Origin of the sequence: Streptomyces sp. NPDC048278 (assembly GCF_040652195.1) — a bacterium.
Classification (GTDB): domain Bacteria; phylum Actinomycetota; class Actinomycetes; order Streptomycetales; family Streptomycetaceae; genus Streptomyces.
In genome coordinates this window covers 119,968-136,126 of record NZ_JBEZLP010000020.1, presented here as the reverse complement: position 1 = coordinate 136,126, position 16,159 = coordinate 119,968, and the positions used below count along the sequence as shown (strand labels likewise).

The following is a 16,159-nucleotide window of genomic DNA, read 5'->3' as shown; positions in this document are numbered from 1 at the left end:
TGTGTGGCCACAACGTGCCGGAATGGGCCATCGTCGTATTCGGACGGGGGAGAGGTGACCTTCAAATGAGGACGAAGCCGACTATGCATAAGAGAATGCTTCGCTCGGCGCTTGTCGCCGCCTTCTCCGCCGTTGTGGCCTTCGGAGCGCTGGGCGGCCTCTCGGCGACGAAGAGTGACATCGCGGGGGACAGCAGCTGGAGCGTTGCTGCCGATCCCGGTGACAGCAGTTGGGTGATCGTGGCGTCCGACGTCCCCGGGGACAGCTCATGGGTCGCTCCGGCAGACAGCAGCTGGGCCGTATCGTCATGACCACCCCACCCGACGACCGCTCCTTCCGCCGCGAAATGGCCACGGCCTACCGCTCGGGCTGGCACTTCATCGATCTTGTCACCGCGATCCCCCACTCCGGTGACTCGTTGATGGTGACCGTCTTCGGTGAGCCGGTCGTCGTCACGCGGGACGAGGACGAGGACGTACGGGCGTACCGGTGCCTGCGCAAGCCGCGGGGTGCCCCGCAGCCCGTGCGGTGCGCGATCCGGTACGGAATGATCTTTGTGAACCTGGACCAAAGGGACCACCGGCTGGCTGAGCCGGATGTCCCGGACGTGAGGACCATCTCGGCCACCCCCCGCAGTGCCTGACGCGATTCCCCCGTCGTAAAAAGATCGCTCAGGTGCTTCCCCCCGCAGCGGCGTCACCGTGACCTGAACACGGTGACGCCGCTGCAGTTTTGGCGGACATTTCGAGGTATCGGCCGGTTTCGGCCGCGTCCCACGGTGGCTGAAACCAGCCGCCGGAACGGGTCGACCGCCCGCCCGGTTTCCGCCGTCCGGCCCCGCCCCGGCGCCTCCTCCGCCCGGGGCGCCCCGCCGCACCGCCCAGCCGCACCGCTCACCGCACCGCTCGGCACGCCGCCGCTCCGCCTCCGCGTCGGTCCCGGCCGCCGGCCCTGCCTCGCCCCGGCCGCAGGCCGGCCGCTCCGGCGTCGCCCGCCGCCCCGGCCCGCCCCCGCCGCCGCCCGGCATTCCTCCGCGCTCGCTTCCCGGAAGGGCTCCCGCCCGCACCTTGAGTGGAATAGACTCAACTTTGTGTACGTTGGCTGAGTCAGCCGAACGACGCCGAGGAGGAGAACGCGAACGTGGACGCCGAGCTGACCAACAGGAGCCGGGACGCGATCAACGCGGCCAGCAGCCGGGCCGTGACCGAGGGACACGCGGACCTCACCCCTGCCCACCTGCTGCTGGCTCTGCTGGCCGGGCAGGACAACGAGAACATCACCGACCTGCTCGCGGCCGTCGACGCCGACCAGGCCGCCGTACGCCAGGGCGCCGACCGCGTACTGGCCGCGCTGCCCAGTGTGACCGGTTCGACGGTTGCGCCCCCGCAGCCCAACCGCGAACTGCTCGCGGTCCTCGCCGACGCCGGCGAACGCGCCAGGGACCTCGGCGACGACTTCCTCTCCACCGAGCACCTGCTCATCGGCATCGCCGCGAAGGGCGGCGCGGCCGGCGAGGTGCTCGACCGGCAGGGCGCCAGCGCGAAAAAGCTGGTGGAGGCCTTCCGGAAGGCGCGCGGCGGACGCCGGGTGACCACCGCCGACCCCGAGGGCCAGTACAAGGCGCTGGAGAAGTTCGGCACCGACTTCACGGCCGCCGCCCGGGACGGCAAGCTCGACCCCGTCATCGGCCGTGACCAGGAGATCCGCCGGGTCGTGCAGGTGCTGTCGCGGCGGACCAAGAACAACCCCGTGCTCATCGGCGAGCCGGGCGTCGGCAAGACCGCCGTCGTCGAGGGGCTCGCCCAGCGGATCGTGAAGGGGGACGTCCCCGAGTCGCTGAAGGACAAGCGGCTGGTCTCGCTGGACCTCGGCGCGATGGTCGCGGGCGCGAAGTACCGCGGCGAGTTCGAGGAGCGGCTGAAGACCGTCCTCGCCGAGATCAAGGACTCCGACGGCCAGATCATCACGTTCATCGACGAGCTGCACACGGTCGTCGGCGCGGGCGCGGGCGGCGACTCCGCCATGGACGCCGGCAACATGCTGAAGCCGATGCTGGCCCGCGGCGAGCTGCGCATGGTCGGCGCCACCACCCTCGACGAGTACCGCGAACGCATCGAGAAGGACCCGGCGTTGGAGCGCCGCTTCCAGCAGGTCCTGGTCGCCGAGCCGACGGTCGAGGACACGATCGCCATCCTCCGTGGCCTGAAGGGCCGTTACGAGGCCCACCACAAGGTGCAGATCGCGGACTCGGCGCTGGTCGCCTCCGCGACCCTCTCCGACCGCTACATCACCTCCCGCTTCCTCCCGGACAAGGCGATCGACCTCGTCGACGAGGCCGCCTCCCGCCTCCGCATGGAGATCGACTCCTCCCCGGTCGAGATCGACGAACTCCAGCGCTCCGTCGACCGGTTGAAGATGGAGGAGCTGGCGCTGGAGAAGGAGACCGACCCGGCCTCCCGGGACCGCCTGGAGAAGCTGCGCCGCGACCTCGCCGACAAGGAGGAGGACCTGCGCGGCCTCAACGCCCGCTGGGAGCGCGAGAAGCAGTCCCTGAACCGGGTCGGCGAGCTGAAGGAGAAGCTCGACGCCCTGCGCGGCACCGCCGAACGCGCCCAGCGCGACGGCGACTTCGACACCGCCTCCAAGCTGCTGTACGGCGAGATCCCGCAGCTGGAGAAGGAGCTGGAGGCCGCGTCCGAGGCCGAGGAGGAGACCTCCCGGGACACCATGGTCAAGGACGAGGTCGGCTCCGACGACATCGCCGACGTGGTGGCCGCCTGGACCGGCATCCCGGCCGGCCGCATGCTGGAGGGCGAGACCCAGAAGCTGCTCCGCATGGAGGACGAGCTGGGCCGCCGCCTGATCGGCCAGACCGAGGCCGTACGCGCGGTGTCGGACGCCGTACGGCGGTCCCGCGCCGGGATCGCCGACCCGGACCGCCCCACCGGCTCCTTCCTCTTCCTCGGCCCGACCGGCGTCGGCAAGACCGAACTCGCCAAGGCCCTCGCCGACTTCCTCTTCGACGACGAGCGGGCGATGGTCCGCATCGACATGTCGGAGTACAGCGAGAAGCACAGCGTGGCCCGGCTGGTCGGCGCCCCGCCCGGGTACGTCGGCTACGAGGAGGGCGGCCAGCTGACGGAGGCGGTCCGCCGCAGGCCGTACACCGTGGTCCTCCTGGACGAGGTGGAGAAGGCCCACCCCGAGGTCTTCGACATCCTGCTCCAGGTGCTGGACGACGGCCGTCTCACCGACGGGCAGGGCCGCACGGTCGACTTCCGCAACACCATCCTGGTGCTGACGTCGAACCTGGGCAGCCAGTACCTGGTCGACCCGGTCCTCGGCGAGGAGGAGAAGAAGCGGCAGGTCCTGGAGACGGTCCGGCAGTCCTTCAAGCCGGAGTTCCTCAACCGGCTCGACGACCTGGTCGTCTTCTCCGCCCTGGCCAAGGACGAACTGGCCCGGATCGCCCGGCTCCAGATCGACCGGCTGGCCAAGCGCCTCGCCGACCGCCGGCTCGCCCTGGAGATCACCCCCGAGGCCCTGGCCTGGCTCGCCGAGGAGGGCAACGACCCGGCCTACGGCGCCCGCCCGCTGCGCCGCCTGGTCCAGACCGCCATCGGCGACCGGCTGGCCAAGGAGATCCTGGCCGGCGAGGTCAAGGACGGCGACACGATCCGCGTCGACGCGTTCGGGGAGGGCCTGATCGTGGGCCCGGTGACGGCCGGGGAGGCCGCCGCGGAGGCCGTGGAAAACGCCGGTCAGGAGACCGGAAAAACGCTCTGAGCGGAATTCCGCCAACGCGAGATGAACCCGCCGGGGCGGGGGTTGCCACCCCCCTCCCCGGATGGGGGAGGATGGCGGAATCCGTATGAAGGGAAAAACACGGTGACCATCGACCCGTCCTCGATTCCGAACTTCGGGGGCCAGCCCGAGCCGCAGCCCCAAGGACCGGCGGGCCCCGTCGTCCCGGATCAGGATCTTGTGAAGCAGCTCCTCGACCAGATGGAGCTGAAGTACGTCGTCGACGACGAGGGCGACCTCGCGGCGCCGTGGGAGCAGTTCCGCACGTACTTCATGTTCCGCGGCGAGGACGAGCAGGCCGTCTTCTCGGTGCGGACGTTCTACGACCGCCCCCACAAGATCGACGAGAAGCCGCAGCTCCTCGAGTCGATCGACGACTGGAACCGGCGGACCCTGTGGCCCAAGGTCTACACCCACACCCACGACGACGGCACCGTCCGTCTCATCGGTGAGGCCCAGATGCTCATCGGCACGGGCGTCGACATCAACCACTTCGTCTCGTCCACGGTCAGCTGGGTGCGGGCCGCGATCGAGTTCGACAAGTGGCTGGTCGAGCAGCTCGGCCTGGAGGAGGCCGTCAACGAGGCCGACGAGCCCGAAGACGGCGACGGCGACGAGTAAGACCGTCGAGTAGGACCGTCGAGCAGACCTACAGCGGTGTGTGCGCGTACACGACGAGGTACGTGCCGTAGCCGAACGAGAGCCCGGCCAGGGCCGTGACCACCACCGTCGCGTGCCAGGGCCGGGCTCTTGCCGTGCGGACCAGCGCCCGGGCCAGCGGGAGCAGCAGCGGGAAGGCCGGGAGCAGGAAGCGCGGCTTCGACTCGAAGAAGCCCGAGCCGCCGAGCGCGATCAGCAGGAGCACGGCGGTGTAGGCGAGCAGCGGGAGCGGGGCGCGGTCCAGGGCCAGCAGGGCGAACAGGACCACCGCCGCCGCCACGATCACCATCGTCATCGGGAAGACGAACCGGTCGCCGCGCAGCAGCAGCGTGCGGACGAACGCCAGCGAGCCCCGGCCGAAGTCGAAGCGCGAGCCCCACAGCCGCTGTACGCCGAAGTAGCCGCCGAGCGCGTCGCCGGTGCGGCGGCCGACCCACAGGACGTACGCGGTCCAGCCCAGCGGGGCGAGCGCCGCGCCCGTCCACAGCCTGTGGGTAACCCGGCCGCGGGCGCGGTACACCTCGTGGCCGGCGGCGAGCAGGACGGCCGCCGCGACCGCGAAGCCGTTCGGCCGGGACAGCCCGGCCAGGGCGGCCAGGCCGCCGGCCCACAGCCAGTTCCCGGCCAGGACGGCGTACAGCGACCACGCCGCGAAGGCGGTCAGGACCGGTTCCGTGTACGCCATCGACAGCACCACGGAATGCGGGAGCAGTCCCCACAGCAGCACCAGGGCGGTGCCCACCGCACGGCCGTGCAGCCGGGCGCCCACCGCGTAGATCCCGCCCGCGGCGACGGCGGCGGCCGTCCACGACACCAGCAGCCCCGCGCCGGCCCCGCTGAGCGGGGTCACCGCCGTCAGGGTCCGGATCAGCGCCGGGTAGAGCGGGAAGAACGCCAGGTCGCTGTGGACGATGCCGGGGCCGAAGTACAGGGTGCGGCCGTAGCCGTGCGCCGCGATCCCCAGGTACCAGGCCGCGTCCCACGACCTCCCGAGCAGCGTCAGCGGATGCCGCCCGCCCGCCCAGGCGACCACCGCCAGCAACGCCATGCCGGTGAGCCGGGCCGCCGCGAACAGCCCCACGGCCACCCCGCCCGCGGTGACGAGGGACAACCGGGTCTCGGGCCGCTGCGCGACGGGCGGGGCGAGGGCGGTGGTGCTGACGTGGCTCACATTGGCACAGTGCCGGGCGATCGGGACACGTGCGAGAAATGTGCGCCCGATGGGGGCAGCACGGCGGCGTTGGACCGTTCAGTACCGCATCAGCTCGTGCTGCCATTCCGCCTCGGGCTGGTGGTGCAGTCCGAGGTAGGCCGTGGCGAGCACCTCCGGGTCGAAGCGCGCTTCGCCGCCGCCGATGTCCCTCGTGATGGTGACGCTGGTCGCGTGCACCCCCGTTCCCGCGAGGTGGTCGTGAAGGACCTGCACGTACGCGCGCAGCGCGGCCTTGCCGACGGACAGGGACGCGTGTCCCCTGGAGGGCGACAGGCCGTAGCCGCCGCCGGTGAACAGCAGGCTCCCGCGCCCGTCACGCAGCTCGGGCAGGACGGCGTCGGCCGCGACCCGGGCGCCCAGCACGTTGACGGCCGTGACATCGGCCCAGTCCTGGTCGTCCCCGCCCAGGGGCGAGTCCTCGCGCCGCACCCCGGCGTTGTACACGAGCACGTCGGGCGCGCCCAGCTCGGTGATCGCCCGGTGGAGCGCGGCGCGCAGGCCGCCGGGATCGGTGGCGTCCGCGACGAACCCGCGGACGTCCTGGCCGGTGGCGGCGAGTTCGGCGGCGTAGGCGTCCAGCCGGGCCCGGTCCCGGGCGAGCATGGCGACCGGGTGCCCGGCTTCGGCGAAGGTGCGGGCGATCGCGAGTCCGAGACCGGGTCCGACACCGACGATCACTGCGGTTCCCAGGGGCATGGTGGTCCTTTCGGCTGCTGACTTGCTGTTCATGGCCTCAAGGCAACCAGCGGCGCCGGTGGTGCGGCAGGACGTGCGGAGGGGGGTACTGGCAGGTCCTCCTCGACCGAACCACCCGCGCCTACTGTGGACGCATGGACCAGCGCCGTCAGATCCAGGAGTTCCTGGCCTCCCGCCGCGCACGGATCAGCCCGCAGTCGGCGGGTCTGCCGGTGGCCGGACGCAAGCGCCGGGTGCCCGGACTGCGCCGCGAGGAGGTCGCCGCTCTGGCGGGGCTCAGCGTGGACTACTACATCAGGCTGGAGCGCGGCGCCCTCACCAACGCCTCCGACAGCGTGCTGCGGGCCATCGCCCGGGCGCTGCGGCTCGACGCCGCCGAGCAGTCCCATCTGATCGATCTCGCCCGTGGCGGCCGGCCGTCCACCCCGTCCCACCGGCGCCGGACCGCGCCCGCGGCGATCACTCCGCAGGTGCAGACGGTCCTCGACGCTCTCGTCGGCGTCCCCGCGCTGGTGCGCGGCCCCACCCTCGACCTGATCGCCGCCAACTCCCTCGGCCGCGCCCTGTACAGCGTGGTCCTCACCGGCGGGGGAACGGCGCCGAACCTCCTCCGGTTCACGTTCCTCGACCCCCGCGCGGCGGACTTCTGGCGCGACTGGGACGAAGTGGCCGACGATCTCACCGCCCAGCTGCGTGCCGCCGCCGGGGCCAACCCCTTCGACCGCTCCCTCACCGACCTCGTCGGCGAGCTGTCCACCCGCAGCGACGCCTTCCGCGAGCTGTGGGCCCGGCACGACGTGCGCGCCCACGGGCGGGGCACCAAAGGGTTCCGGCACCCGGTCGTGGGCGCGCTCGAACTGCGCTACGACCTTCTCCAGCTGGCCGCCGAACCCGGCCTGACGATGATCACCTACACCGCCGAACCGGGCACCGCCTCACACGACAACCTGTCGCTCCTCGCCTCCTGGGCGGCCGGCCAGAACCACGACGCCGAGCGGAACCCGGCCGCGCCGTGAGACCGGGCCGGCCGGACGAGCCCGGCTGCCGGCCCAAGGACGCCCCGGGACGAGAGGGCATCGCCCCGGCCCGTGTGGACCGGCAGAGCGGCGACCGCACCGAGTGGGTCTTCGACCGACCTCAGGACGTACGCCCATCTCGGCAGCCGCGGACCGTCGTCGACGCCCGGAAGCGGCGAACCGGTGGCCGAGGCACCCGTGCGTGACAACGCGATCGCCCCGTGGCGTGGCGTTCATCGCGCAGACGGCGCACGGGCGCGCGTTGCAGCATCCCGTAGGGGGCGCGGGGAACTGCGCGGCCGGCCCCACGTGCCCGCAGGCGGGGAAGGTCGTCAGTGCAGCCGGCGCAGCCGTTCCGCCGCCTCCTTCAGGACCTCCGCCCGCTTGCAGAACGCGAACCGGACGAACGGAGCCCCCGCCTCCCGGTGGTCGTAGAAGACGGCGTTCGGGATGGCGACGACGCCCGCGCGGTCCGGCAGGGAGCGGCAGAAGGCGAAGCCGTCGGTCTCGCCGAGCGGGCGGATGTCGGTGGTGATGAAGTACGTGCCGGCGGTGTCGTAGACCTGGAAGCCCGCCTCCGTCAGGCCCGCCGCGAGGATGTCCCGCTTGGTCTGCATGTCGCGGCGGAACGCCTCGAAGTACGCGTCCGGGAGGGCGAGGGCCTCGGCGACCGCGTACTGGAAGGGGCCCGAGGCGACGTAGGTCAGGAACTGCTTCGCCGAGCGCACCGCCGTGACCAGCTCCGGGGTCGACGTCACCCAGCCGACCTTCCAGCCGGTGAAGGAGAACGTCTTGCCGGCCGAGCCGATGGTGACCGTGCGCCCGCGCATGCCGGGGAGGGTGGCGAGGGGCACGTGCTCCGCCTCGTCGTACACCAGGTGCTCGTACACCTCGTCGGTCACCACCAGCAGGTCGCGTTCCACCGCCAGTTCGGCGATCGCGGTCAGCTCGGCGCGGGTGAGGACCGTGCCGGTCGGGTTGTGCGGGGTGTTGACGAGGAGGAGGCGGGTGCGGGGGGTGACGGCCGCGCGGAGTTCGTCCAGGTCGAGGCGGAAGGCGCCGGCGTCGGGGCGCAGGGTGACCGGGACCCGGGTGCCGCCCGCCATCGCGATGCTCGCCGCGTAGGAGTCGTAGTACGGCTCCAGGGCGACGACCTCGTCCCCGGGTTCCACGAGGGCGAGCAGGGCGGCGGCGATGGCCTCCGTGGCGCCCGCCGTGACCAGGACTTCGGCGTCCGGGTCGTACGACAGCCCGTACCGGCGCTCCTGGTGCGCGGCGATCGCGGTGCGCAGTTCGGGGACGCCCGGGCCCGGCGGGTACTGGTTGCCGCGGCCCTCGCGGAGCGCGCGTACGGCCGCCTCGCGGACCTCCTCCGGGCCGTCGGTGTCCGGGAAGCCCTGGCCCAGGTTGATGGAGCCGGTGCGCAGGGCGAGGGCGGACATCTCGGCGAAGATCGTGGTGCCGAACTCGGCCAGCCGGCGGTTCAGGAGCGGGCGTTCGCTGGAGGTCATGCCGGTCATCCTGCGCCCGGGCCCCCGAGTTCCTCAACCCGGCCCGCCTGCCGGCCCGCCCGACCGGCTGCCCGGCGGGCACCTGCGGCGATGCCCCGACGGCGGTACCGGCTGCGGTCGCGGTGCCGGGGGATTGCGGCCATGCTGGCAGGAGAGCACGGCCGACTTCGCGCGGGCGCCGGGCCCCGGTGACCGCGCTGCACAGGAAGGCTGCCGCCATGACAACGGTGCCGAGCACGCCACAGCGAGGACACGGGGAGCCCGGCGGCGGCGCGAGGGTCGACGGCGCGTCCATGTTCGCCGGGAGCATGATGATGCTCAGCGGCCCCCTCAGCATCCTGATGGGCGCGTCCGGCATCGCCCACGACACCCTGTTCGCCGCGTCCCGGTACTCCTACCGGTTCGACCTGACGGCCTGGGGCTGGATCCACCTCGTGGTCGGGGTGGCCCTCGTCGTCGCCGGCCTGGGCGTGCTGACGGACCAGGGCTGGGGCCGCGGGGCTGGCATAGCCGTGGCGGCGATCAGCCTGATCTCCCAGTTCATGTTCGTTCCGTACTACCCGTTGTGGGCCATCCCCGTGATGACCCTCGACCTCCTGATCCTGTTCGCGCTGACCAGGAGCCGGATGTCCTGAGGGACCCTCAGAAGTTCCTCAACTCCGCTTTGGCCGCCGCGACGGCCGGGCATCCCCAGTGCACGCCGCGCTCTCGCGGCGGCCGGGGCGCCCACGGGGGGTCGCCTTCGGGGGAACGGAAAGAAGGTGACGCCATGGGCACCGTCTTCATCGTGGTGGCGGCAGCGGTCATCTGTCTCGCGATCGTCGCGTCGGCGGTCCGCCGGGGCGGCGGGACCAAGGGGGCGTACCGCAGCGGCGGTTCCTCGTCCTACGACAGCTCCGGCAGCTGGTGGGCCGGGGACTCGGGTTCGTCGTCCTCGCACGGCGGCGGTCACCACGGCGGTGGCCACTCCTGCGGCGGCGGCCACTCCTCGTGCGGCGGCGGGTCGTCCTGCGGGGGCGGCTCGTCGTGCGGCGGTGGCGGGGGCTGCGGCGGGGGCAGCTGAGCCGTCCGGCGGTGACGGGAAAACGGGGCGTCCGGACGGAGAGCGGGGGAGCTCTCGCCGGACGCCCCGGCGCGCGCCGGTAGGAGCGGGGCGCACCACTTGGTTGAACAGTTGAGCTGTGGAGCCCTCTAGGGGATGGAAACCCCACGAAGTTGGGTAAAAACGCTGTGGCGGCACCACAGTTCATGATTCCCTCTAAATCACCAAAGCGGCGCCTCGGACGTCCTGACGACACCCTCCCCCGGCTGGGCCGGCCGGGCCGATCTCCCGGTGTCGACCGAGGTGCCCCGGACCACCCTCCTCCCCTTTTGCGTGTTAGCGAGCCGATCCATGCTCACGACCCTGAACACCTCCTACACCGATACGCGCGCGGCCGACCTCGCCTGGGCCCTGGGGCGCGAGCCGCTGCCCGCCCTGGCCACCCTCGACCTGGAGCTGACCGGGGCGAAGCTGCAGCTGAGACTGCTCGGCGCGTCCCACCAGGTACTCCTGGAGGAGGAGTGCGGCGGCTGTTCGGAGACGGTGGCGTGCATCCCGGGGTCCAGCACCCCCCTGCCGCTCGGGGTCGCCAAACGCATCGGCGACTGGGAGTACGAGTTCGCGGCCCGCGTCGAGGTGCTGTCACCGGGCTCCTTCGCGGGCCGCGCCCAGGAACTGCTGGCCCTCGTCTCGGAGCATCCGCACGGCCTCGCCGGGGTCTTCCCGGGCAGCCCGCACGCGTTCACGGCGATGCTGGCCCAGCGCCACGAGGGCCAGGTGCACTGGCGCACCTGGCACGCGTACCCGCAGGACGGCCAGCTGGTCGCGACCCGCACCCGGGTCGGCGTACGGGTCCAGGTGCCCCAACCCGTGGCCGGATGACATAAACCAACGGGGCGTCAAAGGGCCCCGAGTTCCACACGTGTGGGTGACGAAGCGTACCGAGCGAGTGACGTAACGTCGCAGAGTGATCGATCCGCACGCACCGGCCCCTCCCGGCACACCGCCGCCCTGGGGCTCCCCCGCGCCGCTGCCCGTGCGGCCGGGGACGGGCCGCTTCCTGGTCCTGGCGTGCGTGTTCGTCTGCGCGGCCTGCGGACTGGTGTACGAACTCGAACTGGTCGCGCTCGCCTCGTACCTGATCGGCGACTCGGTCACCCAGGCCTCCGTCGTGCTGTCCGTGATGGTCTTCGCGATGGGCGTCGGCTCGCTCGGCGCGAAACGGCTGCGCTGGCACGCGGCGGCCGGGTTCGCCGCGGTGGAGGCCGCGCTGGCGCTGGTCGGCGGTTGCAGCGCCATGGCGCTCTACGCCGTCTTCGCCTGGACCGGCGGCTGGGGCGGCCTGTGGGCGGCCGGCCCGCGCTGCCTCCTGGTCGCCTTCTCCCTCGCCATCGGCCTGCTCATCGGCGCCGAGGTGCCGCTGCTGATGGAGCTCATCCAGCGCATCCGCCGCCAGGACGCGGGCGGCGCGGTCGCCGACCTGTTCGCCGCCGACTACGTGGGCGCGCTCGTCGGCGGCCTCGCCTTCCCGTTCCTCCTGCTGCCCTTCCTCGGCCAGCTGACCGGCACCCTGCTCACCGGCACCGTCAACGTCGCCGCCGGGGGCGCCCTGGTCCTCGGCCTGTTCCGCCGCGACCTGTCCCGCCGCGCCCGCTGGATCCTGCTCGTCGTGGGCGTGACCGTCCTCGGTCTCCTCGCCTCCGCCGCCGTCCTCGTCGGCGACTTCGAACGGGCCGCACGGCACGCCGTCTACGGCGCCGACGTCCGGGTCGCCGTCCAGACGGACGTCCAGGAGATCGTCCTCACCGGCGGCACCCGGGGCCGGCCCCTCGACCTCTTCCTGGACGGCCGGCTCCGGGTCGGCGGCCGGGACGAACGCCGGTACCACGAAGCCCTCGTCCACCCGGCGCTGACCGGCCCGCACGCGCGCGTGCTGATCCTCGGCGGCGGCGACGGCATGGCCGCGCGCGAGGTGCTGCGCCAGCCCGGCGTCGACCGCGTCGACATCGTCGAACTCGACGCGGGCCTGGTCCGTCTCGCCCGCCACGACCCCGCCCTCTCCGCGCTCAACGGCCACGCCTACGACGACCCGCACGTCCACGTCTTCACCGCCGACGCCTTCCACTGGCTGCGCGAGGCCCCCCGCTCCGGCTACTCCGGCCGCTCCGGTTACGACGTCGTCGTCGCCGACCTGCCCGACCCCGGCATCACCGCCAGCACGAAGCTGTACTCCCAGGAGTTCTACGGCCTCGTCCGCCGCGTCCTCGCCCCCGGCGGCCGTCTGGTCGTGCACGCCGGACCGGTCCAGGCCCGGCCGCACGCGTTCTGGACGGTCGCCGCGACCCTGCGGGCGGCGGGCCTCGCCACCACGCCCTACCGGGTCCTCGGCGAGGACGCCGGGTTCACCCCGGGCCCCGACCGCTCGGCGGGCGAGTCCAGGGCCCCGCACGACTGGGGCTTCATCCTCGCGACGGCGGCTTCCCGCGGGCCGCGGCTCCGCCTCCCGGCGGACGGCCCGCGGCTGCGGACGCTCACGGACGGGGGACTGCGGCGGGACGCGCTGCGGACGCCGCCGGCCGGGCTGCCACCGCCGTCGACGCTGGTGCACCCGCGGTACTGAGCGGACCCGTGCGTCGGGGAGGGTGTGCCGGACCGACTCGTGGGTAGGCTCAGTCGCCATGGAGCACCAGGTGTACGTCCCGGCCCCGGCCTCGCGCCTGCGGGAGGCGCTGACCGACCCCGCGCGGGTCGCCCGGGCGGTCCCCGGCCTCCAGCAGGACGCGGGCGCGGACCCCGGCACCGGGCGCCTCAAGGTCCGTATCGGCAGCCACTCGATCACCTACCGGGGCTCCCTGCGGGTGAGCGCCCACGACGACGGTTCCTACGCGGTCGACGGCGACGCCACCGAGGCCCGGGGCACCGGCACGGTGAAGCTGGCGCTGACCTTCCGTCTCGCGGAGACGGGCGAGGGGTGCACCGTGACGGTGACCGGGACGGCCTCCGCCGACGGGCGGGTCGCGGAGCTGCCGGCGGAGGCGGTGGAGTCGGCGGCGACGAGGCTGCTGGGCCGCTTCGCGGAGGGGCTGGGCGAGGCGCCCGCCACGGTCTTCGAGACGGAGGTCCCCCCGCCGTCGCTCGCGCCGGAACCGGAGCCCGGACCGGAGCCGGTGGTGGAGCCGCTTCCCGAGATCTTCGCCGAGGCGGCACACGCACGCCGCACGATGATCGGCCGCAGCGCGGAGGAGGTGGACCACGCGCCACCGCGGGGACGGTACGCGCCGGTCCCGGCGCCCCAGACAGTAGCCGGAAGCTCAGCCCTCCGCTGGGCCGCCCCCGCCGCAGCACTCGCACTCGCCTCGGCGATCGTCGTGACGAGAGCACTACGGCGCCGCCGCTGAGCCGTGCGGGTGGGCTGGTGCAGGGGGCGGGGACGCTGACCGGCGCTTGCCGGGTGCCCCCGCGCCCACCCGTGCCGCCCTGCGGCACGCCTGCCCGCAGCTAAGGAGCGACGGCAACTGCAGCGCCCCGTCAGGGGCGCGGGGAACTGCGCGACCAGCCCCCACCCACCCGCGGCGGACCGGCTGGGCGGCCCCCGTCCACCCGCGCCTGAGACCCGGGGTGGGTGTCCCACTAGTCTCGTCTCGTGAGTAACGAAGACATCACGCTGACCGCAGGCGACGTCACCCTGCACCTGCATCCCGGCAACGGCGGCCGGATCGCCGGACTTGAGGTCGGGGGCCTCGAACTGCTCCGGCAGGGCGAGCGGTTCGGCTGCTTCCCGATGGTGCCCTGGTGCGGCCGGATCAGGGACGGCCGCTTCCTCGACGGCGCCACCCTCGTCCAGATGCCCCTCAACTCCCCACCGCACGCCATCCACGGCACCGCCCGCGACGGCGCCTGGCGCACCGCCCGGGTCTCCGCGACCGAGGCCGTGATCACGCGTGAGCTCGGCGCCCCCTGGCCGCACCCCGCCCGCGTCACCCACGTCGTACAGCTCACCGAGGACTCGCTGACGCTCACGATGTCCGTGGAGACGTACGACGACTCCTTCCCGGCCCAGATCGGCTGGCACCCCTGGTTCAACCGGAACCTCGGCGGCCAGGACGCCCAGGTCGACTTCGCCCCCGCCTGGCAGGAGGAGCGCGGCGACGACCACCTGCCCACCGGCAACCGCGTCGACCCCGCGCCCGGCCCCTGGGACGACTGCTTCGGCATGCCCGACGGAGTCGACGTCACCCTCACCTGGCCGGGCCGGCTGCGGCTGAACGTCGCCAGCCGCGAGCAGTGGGTCGTGGTCTACGACGAGCAGGCGGAGGCCGTCTGCGTGGAGCCGCAGACCGGTCCGCCGAACGGGCTGAACACGCTGCCCCGGCTCGTCACGCCCATCGAGCCCCTGGAAGCCACGACCACCTGGACGTGGACGCGCCTCTAAGCTGGTCGGCATGACGGACGTACGCGCTGAGCTGCTGCAACAGATCAAGGACAAGGCCGTGGTGCACGGCAGGGTGACCCTGTCGTCGGGGCTGGAGGCCGACTACTACGTCGACCTCCGTCGCGTCACCCTCGACGGCGAGGCCGCCCCGCTGGTCGGCCAGGTGCTGCTGGACCTGACCGCCGACCTGGAGTTCGACGCCGTCGGCGGGCTCACCATGGGCGCCGACCCGGTCGCCGGCGCCATGCTGCACGCGGCAGCCGCCCGCGGGAAGCGTCTCGACGCCTTCGTCGTGCGCAAGGCGGCGAAGGCGCACGGCATGCAGCGCAGGGTGGAGGGTCCGGAGATCAGGGGCCGGCGCGTGCTGGTCGTCGAGGACACCTCGACCACCGGCGGTTCCCCGCTCGCCGCCGTGGAGGCCGTGCGCGAGGCCGGCGCCGAGGTGGTCGCCGTCGCCACCATCGTGGACCGGGCGACGGGCGCCGCCGAGAAGATCCAGGAGGGCGCCGGGGTGCCGTACCTGTTCGCCTTCTCGAAGGATGAACTGGGGCTGGACTGACACCCCTGTTGACGAGTGGGATTGACCCGGATTTGACCTGCGCCCGGCGCATCGGTTCATGTCTGGAAAGATGGGGACGACGATGACGTCGCCCCCACACAGGTCTAGGTCAGGGCCGTAGAGAACCAGCAGTACCCGACCCGCACACCCAAGGAGCGGACAGATGCCCATCGCAACCCCCGAGGTCTACAACGAGATGCTCGACCGGGCGAAGGCAGGCAAGTTCGCCTACCCGGCCATCAACGTCACCTCGACCCAGACCCTGCACGCGGCGCTGCGCGGCTTCGCGGAGGCGGAGAGCGACGGCATCGTCCAGATCTCCACGGGTGGTGCCGAGTTCCTGGGCGGCCAGTACAAGAAGGAGATGGTGACCGGCTCGGTCGCGCTGGCCGAGTTCGCGCACATCGTCGCCGAGAAGTACCCGGTCAACGTCGCGCTGCACACGGACCACTGCCCGAAGGACAAGCTCGACGGGTACGTGCGCCCGCTGCTCGCGATCTCCGAGGAGCGCGTGAAGAACGGCCGCAACCCGCTCTTCCAGTCGCACATGTGGGACGGTTCGGCCGAGACCCTCGCCGACAACCTGGCCGTCGCGCAGGAGCTCCTTGAGCAGGCCCGCCGCGCCAACATCATCCTCGAGGTCGAGATCACCCCGACCGGCGGCGAGGAGGACGGCGTCTCGCACGAGATCAACGACTCCCTCTACACCACGGTCGACGACGCGATCCGCACCGCCGAGGCGCTCGGCCTCGGTGAGAAGGGCCGCTACCTGCTCGCCGCCTCCTTCGGCAACGTGCACGGCGTGTACAAGCCGGGCAACGTCGTGCTCCGCCCCGACCTGCTCAAGGAGCTGAGCGACGGCGTCGCCGCCAAGTTCGGCAAGCAGTCGCCGTTCGACTTCGTCTTCCACGGCGGCTCCGGCTCCACCGAGCAGGAGATCCTGACCGCGCTGGAGAACGGCGTCGTGAAGATGAACCTGGACACGGACACCCAGTACGCCTTCACCCGTCCGGTCGCCGACCACATGTTCAGGAACTACGACGGCGTCCTGAAGGTCGACGGCGAGGTCGGCTCCAAGAAGACCTACGACCCGCGCACCTGGGGCAAGCTGGCCGAGGCGTCCATGGCCGCGCGCGTCGTCGAGGCCACGCAGAACCTGCGCTCGGCGGGCAACAAGATCAAGTAAGCCGCATTACGGTCAGGACCCGGCGTTCGTCTGTCTACGG

General features: G+C 72.5%; 15 protein-coding genes. 12 read left to right on the top strand and 3 right to left on the bottom strand.

The annotated features are described in order from the left end of the window. The first annotated feature begins 307 nt into the window (after positions 1-307). The 3 genes from AB0D74_RS30475 to AB0D74_RS30465 all read left to right on the top strand — a co-directional run bounded on the left by AB0D74_RS30475 (position 308) and on the right by AB0D74_RS30465 (position 4,425). Positions 308-643 (top strand): hypothetical protein, encoded by a 336-nt coding sequence (locus AB0D74_RS30475; RefSeq protein WP_089100103.1) that lies wholly within the window; start codon positions 308-310, stop codon positions 641-643. Between the two features lie 497 nt (positions 644-1,140). Further along, on the top strand, positions 1,141-3,786 hold the full coding sequence (gene clpB / locus AB0D74_RS30470) for an ATP-dependent chaperone ClpB (protein ID WP_362594115.1): 2,646 nt from the start codon (positions 1,141-1,143) through the stop codon (positions 3,784-3,786). Positions 3,787-3,888: 102 nt separating this feature from the next. Then, entirely contained in the window at positions 3,889-4,425 is a 537-nt protein-coding gene (locus AB0D74_RS30465; protein WP_362594112.1) for a YbjN domain-containing protein, read from the top strand. Positions 4,426-4,453: 28 nt separating this feature from the next. On the opposite strand, the gene AB0D74_RS30460 is transcribed toward AB0D74_RS30465, so the two are convergent. Both AB0D74_RS30460 and AB0D74_RS30455 read right to left on the bottom strand, forming a co-directional pair. After that, entirely contained in the window at positions 4,454-5,512 is a 1,059-nt protein-coding gene (locus AB0D74_RS30460) for a hypothetical protein (RefSeq protein ID WP_362594249.1), read from the bottom strand. A gap of 201 nt (positions 5,513-5,713) precedes the next feature. Beyond that, complete coding sequence (locus tag AB0D74_RS30455) at positions 5,714-6,373, bottom strand: SDR family NAD(P)-dependent oxidoreductase (RefSeq protein ID WP_362594109.1); 660 nt, start codon at positions 6,371-6,373, stop codon at positions 5,714-5,716. Between the two features lie 134 nt (positions 6,374-6,507). On the opposite strand from AB0D74_RS30455, the gene AB0D74_RS30450 reads away from it, so the two are divergent. Beyond that, positions 6,508-7,389: a helix-turn-helix domain-containing protein gene (locus AB0D74_RS30450; RefSeq protein WP_362594106.1), complete on the top strand. Its 882-nt coding sequence runs from the start codon at positions 6,508-6,510 to the stop codon at positions 7,387-7,389. Between the two features lie 332 nt (positions 7,390-7,721). On the opposite strand, the gene AB0D74_RS30445 is transcribed toward AB0D74_RS30450, so the two are convergent. Continuing rightward, positions 7,722-8,909: a pyridoxal phosphate-dependent aminotransferase gene (locus AB0D74_RS30445; protein WP_362594103.1), complete on the bottom strand. Its 1,188-nt coding sequence runs from the start codon at positions 8,907-8,909 to the stop codon at positions 7,722-7,724. Positions 8,910-9,118: 209 nt separating this feature from the next. Between AB0D74_RS30445 and AB0D74_RS30440 the strand changes: the two genes are divergently transcribed. From AB0D74_RS30440 to fbaA, 8 genes are all read left to right on the top strand, one after another. Continuing rightward, entirely contained in the window at positions 9,119-9,535 is a 417-nt protein-coding gene (locus tag AB0D74_RS30440; protein ID WP_362594100.1) for a hypothetical protein, read from the top strand. A gap of 134 nt (positions 9,536-9,669) precedes the next feature. Next, a complete protein-coding gene (locus tag AB0D74_RS30435; protein WP_362594097.1) occupies positions 9,670-9,963 on the top strand; it encodes a hypothetical protein in 294 nt (97 codons plus the stop codon). 330 nt (positions 9,964-10,293) lie between these two features. After that, positions 10,294-10,824: a DUF2617 family protein gene (locus AB0D74_RS30430; protein ID WP_362594094.1), complete on the top strand. Its 531-nt coding sequence runs from the start codon at positions 10,294-10,296 to the stop codon at positions 10,822-10,824. An 85-nt stretch (positions 10,825-10,909) separates the two neighbouring features. Beyond that, the gene (locus AB0D74_RS30425) at positions 10,910-12,562 is read left to right on the top strand and encodes a polyamine aminopropyltransferase (RefSeq protein ID WP_362594091.1); all 1,653 of its coding nucleotides are present in this window, start codon (positions 10,910-10,912) and stop codon (positions 12,560-12,562) included. Between the two features lie 58 nt (positions 12,563-12,620). Continuing rightward, positions 12,621-13,340 (top strand): SRPBCC family protein, encoded by a 720-nt coding sequence (locus AB0D74_RS30420; protein ID WP_362594088.1) that lies wholly within the window; start codon positions 12,621-12,623, stop codon positions 13,338-13,340. A gap of 245 nt (positions 13,341-13,585) precedes the next feature. Beyond that, positions 13,586-14,374 (top strand): aldose 1-epimerase, encoded by a 789-nt coding sequence (locus AB0D74_RS30415; protein ID WP_362594085.1) that lies wholly within the window; start codon positions 13,586-13,588, stop codon positions 14,372-14,374. A 10-nt stretch (positions 14,375-14,384) separates the two neighbouring features. Beyond that, on the top strand, positions 14,385-14,933 hold the full coding sequence (gene pyrE, locus AB0D74_RS30410; RefSeq protein WP_362594082.1) for an orotate phosphoribosyltransferase: 549 nt from the start codon (positions 14,385-14,387) through the stop codon (positions 14,931-14,933). A 163-nt stretch (positions 14,934-15,096) separates the two neighbouring features. Further along, a complete protein-coding gene (gene fbaA / locus AB0D74_RS30405; protein ID WP_362594079.1) occupies positions 15,097-16,119 on the top strand; it encodes a class II fructose-bisphosphate aldolase in 1,023 nt (340 codons plus the stop codon). The last annotated feature ends 40 nt before the right edge of the window (positions 16,120-16,159 follow it).

Coding starts and splice junctions, on each gene's coding strand:
- fbaA (WP_362594079.1), top strand. CDS start 15,097: ATGCCCATCGCAACCCCCGAGGTCTACAACGAGATGCTCGACCGGGCG.
- AB0D74_RS30420 (WP_362594088.1), top strand. CDS start 12,621: ATGGAGCACCAGGTGTACGTCCCGGCCCCGGCCTCGCGCCTGCGGGAG.
- AB0D74_RS30450 (WP_362594106.1), top strand. CDS start 6,508: ATGGACCAGCGCCGTCAGATCCAGGAGTTCCTGGCCTCCCGCCGCGCA.
- AB0D74_RS30460 (WP_362594249.1), bottom strand. CDS start 5,512: ATGGCGTTGCTGGCGGTGGTCGCCTGGGCGGGCGGGCGGCATCCGCTG.
- AB0D74_RS30430 (WP_362594094.1), top strand. CDS start 10,294: ATGCTCACGACCCTGAACACCTCCTACACCGATACGCGCGCGGCCGAC.
- AB0D74_RS30455 (WP_362594109.1), bottom strand. CDS start 6,373: ATGCCCCTGGGAACCGCAGTGATCGTCGGTGTCGGACCCGGTCTCGGA.
- pyrE (WP_362594082.1), top strand. CDS start 14,385: ATGACGGACGTACGCGCTGAGCTGCTGCAACAGATCAAGGACAAGGCC.
- AB0D74_RS30445 (WP_362594103.1), bottom strand. CDS start 8,909: ATGACCGGCATGACCTCCAGCGAACGCCCGCTCCTGAACCGCCGGCTG.
- AB0D74_RS30475 (WP_089100103.1), top strand. CDS start 308: ATGACCACCCCACCCGACGACCGCTCCTTCCGCCGCGAAATGGCCACG.
- AB0D74_RS30440 (WP_362594100.1), top strand. CDS start 9,119: ATGACAACGGTGCCGAGCACGCCACAGCGAGGACACGGGGAGCCCGGC.
- AB0D74_RS30435 (WP_362594097.1), top strand. CDS start 9,670: ATGGGCACCGTCTTCATCGTGGTGGCGGCAGCGGTCATCTGTCTCGCG.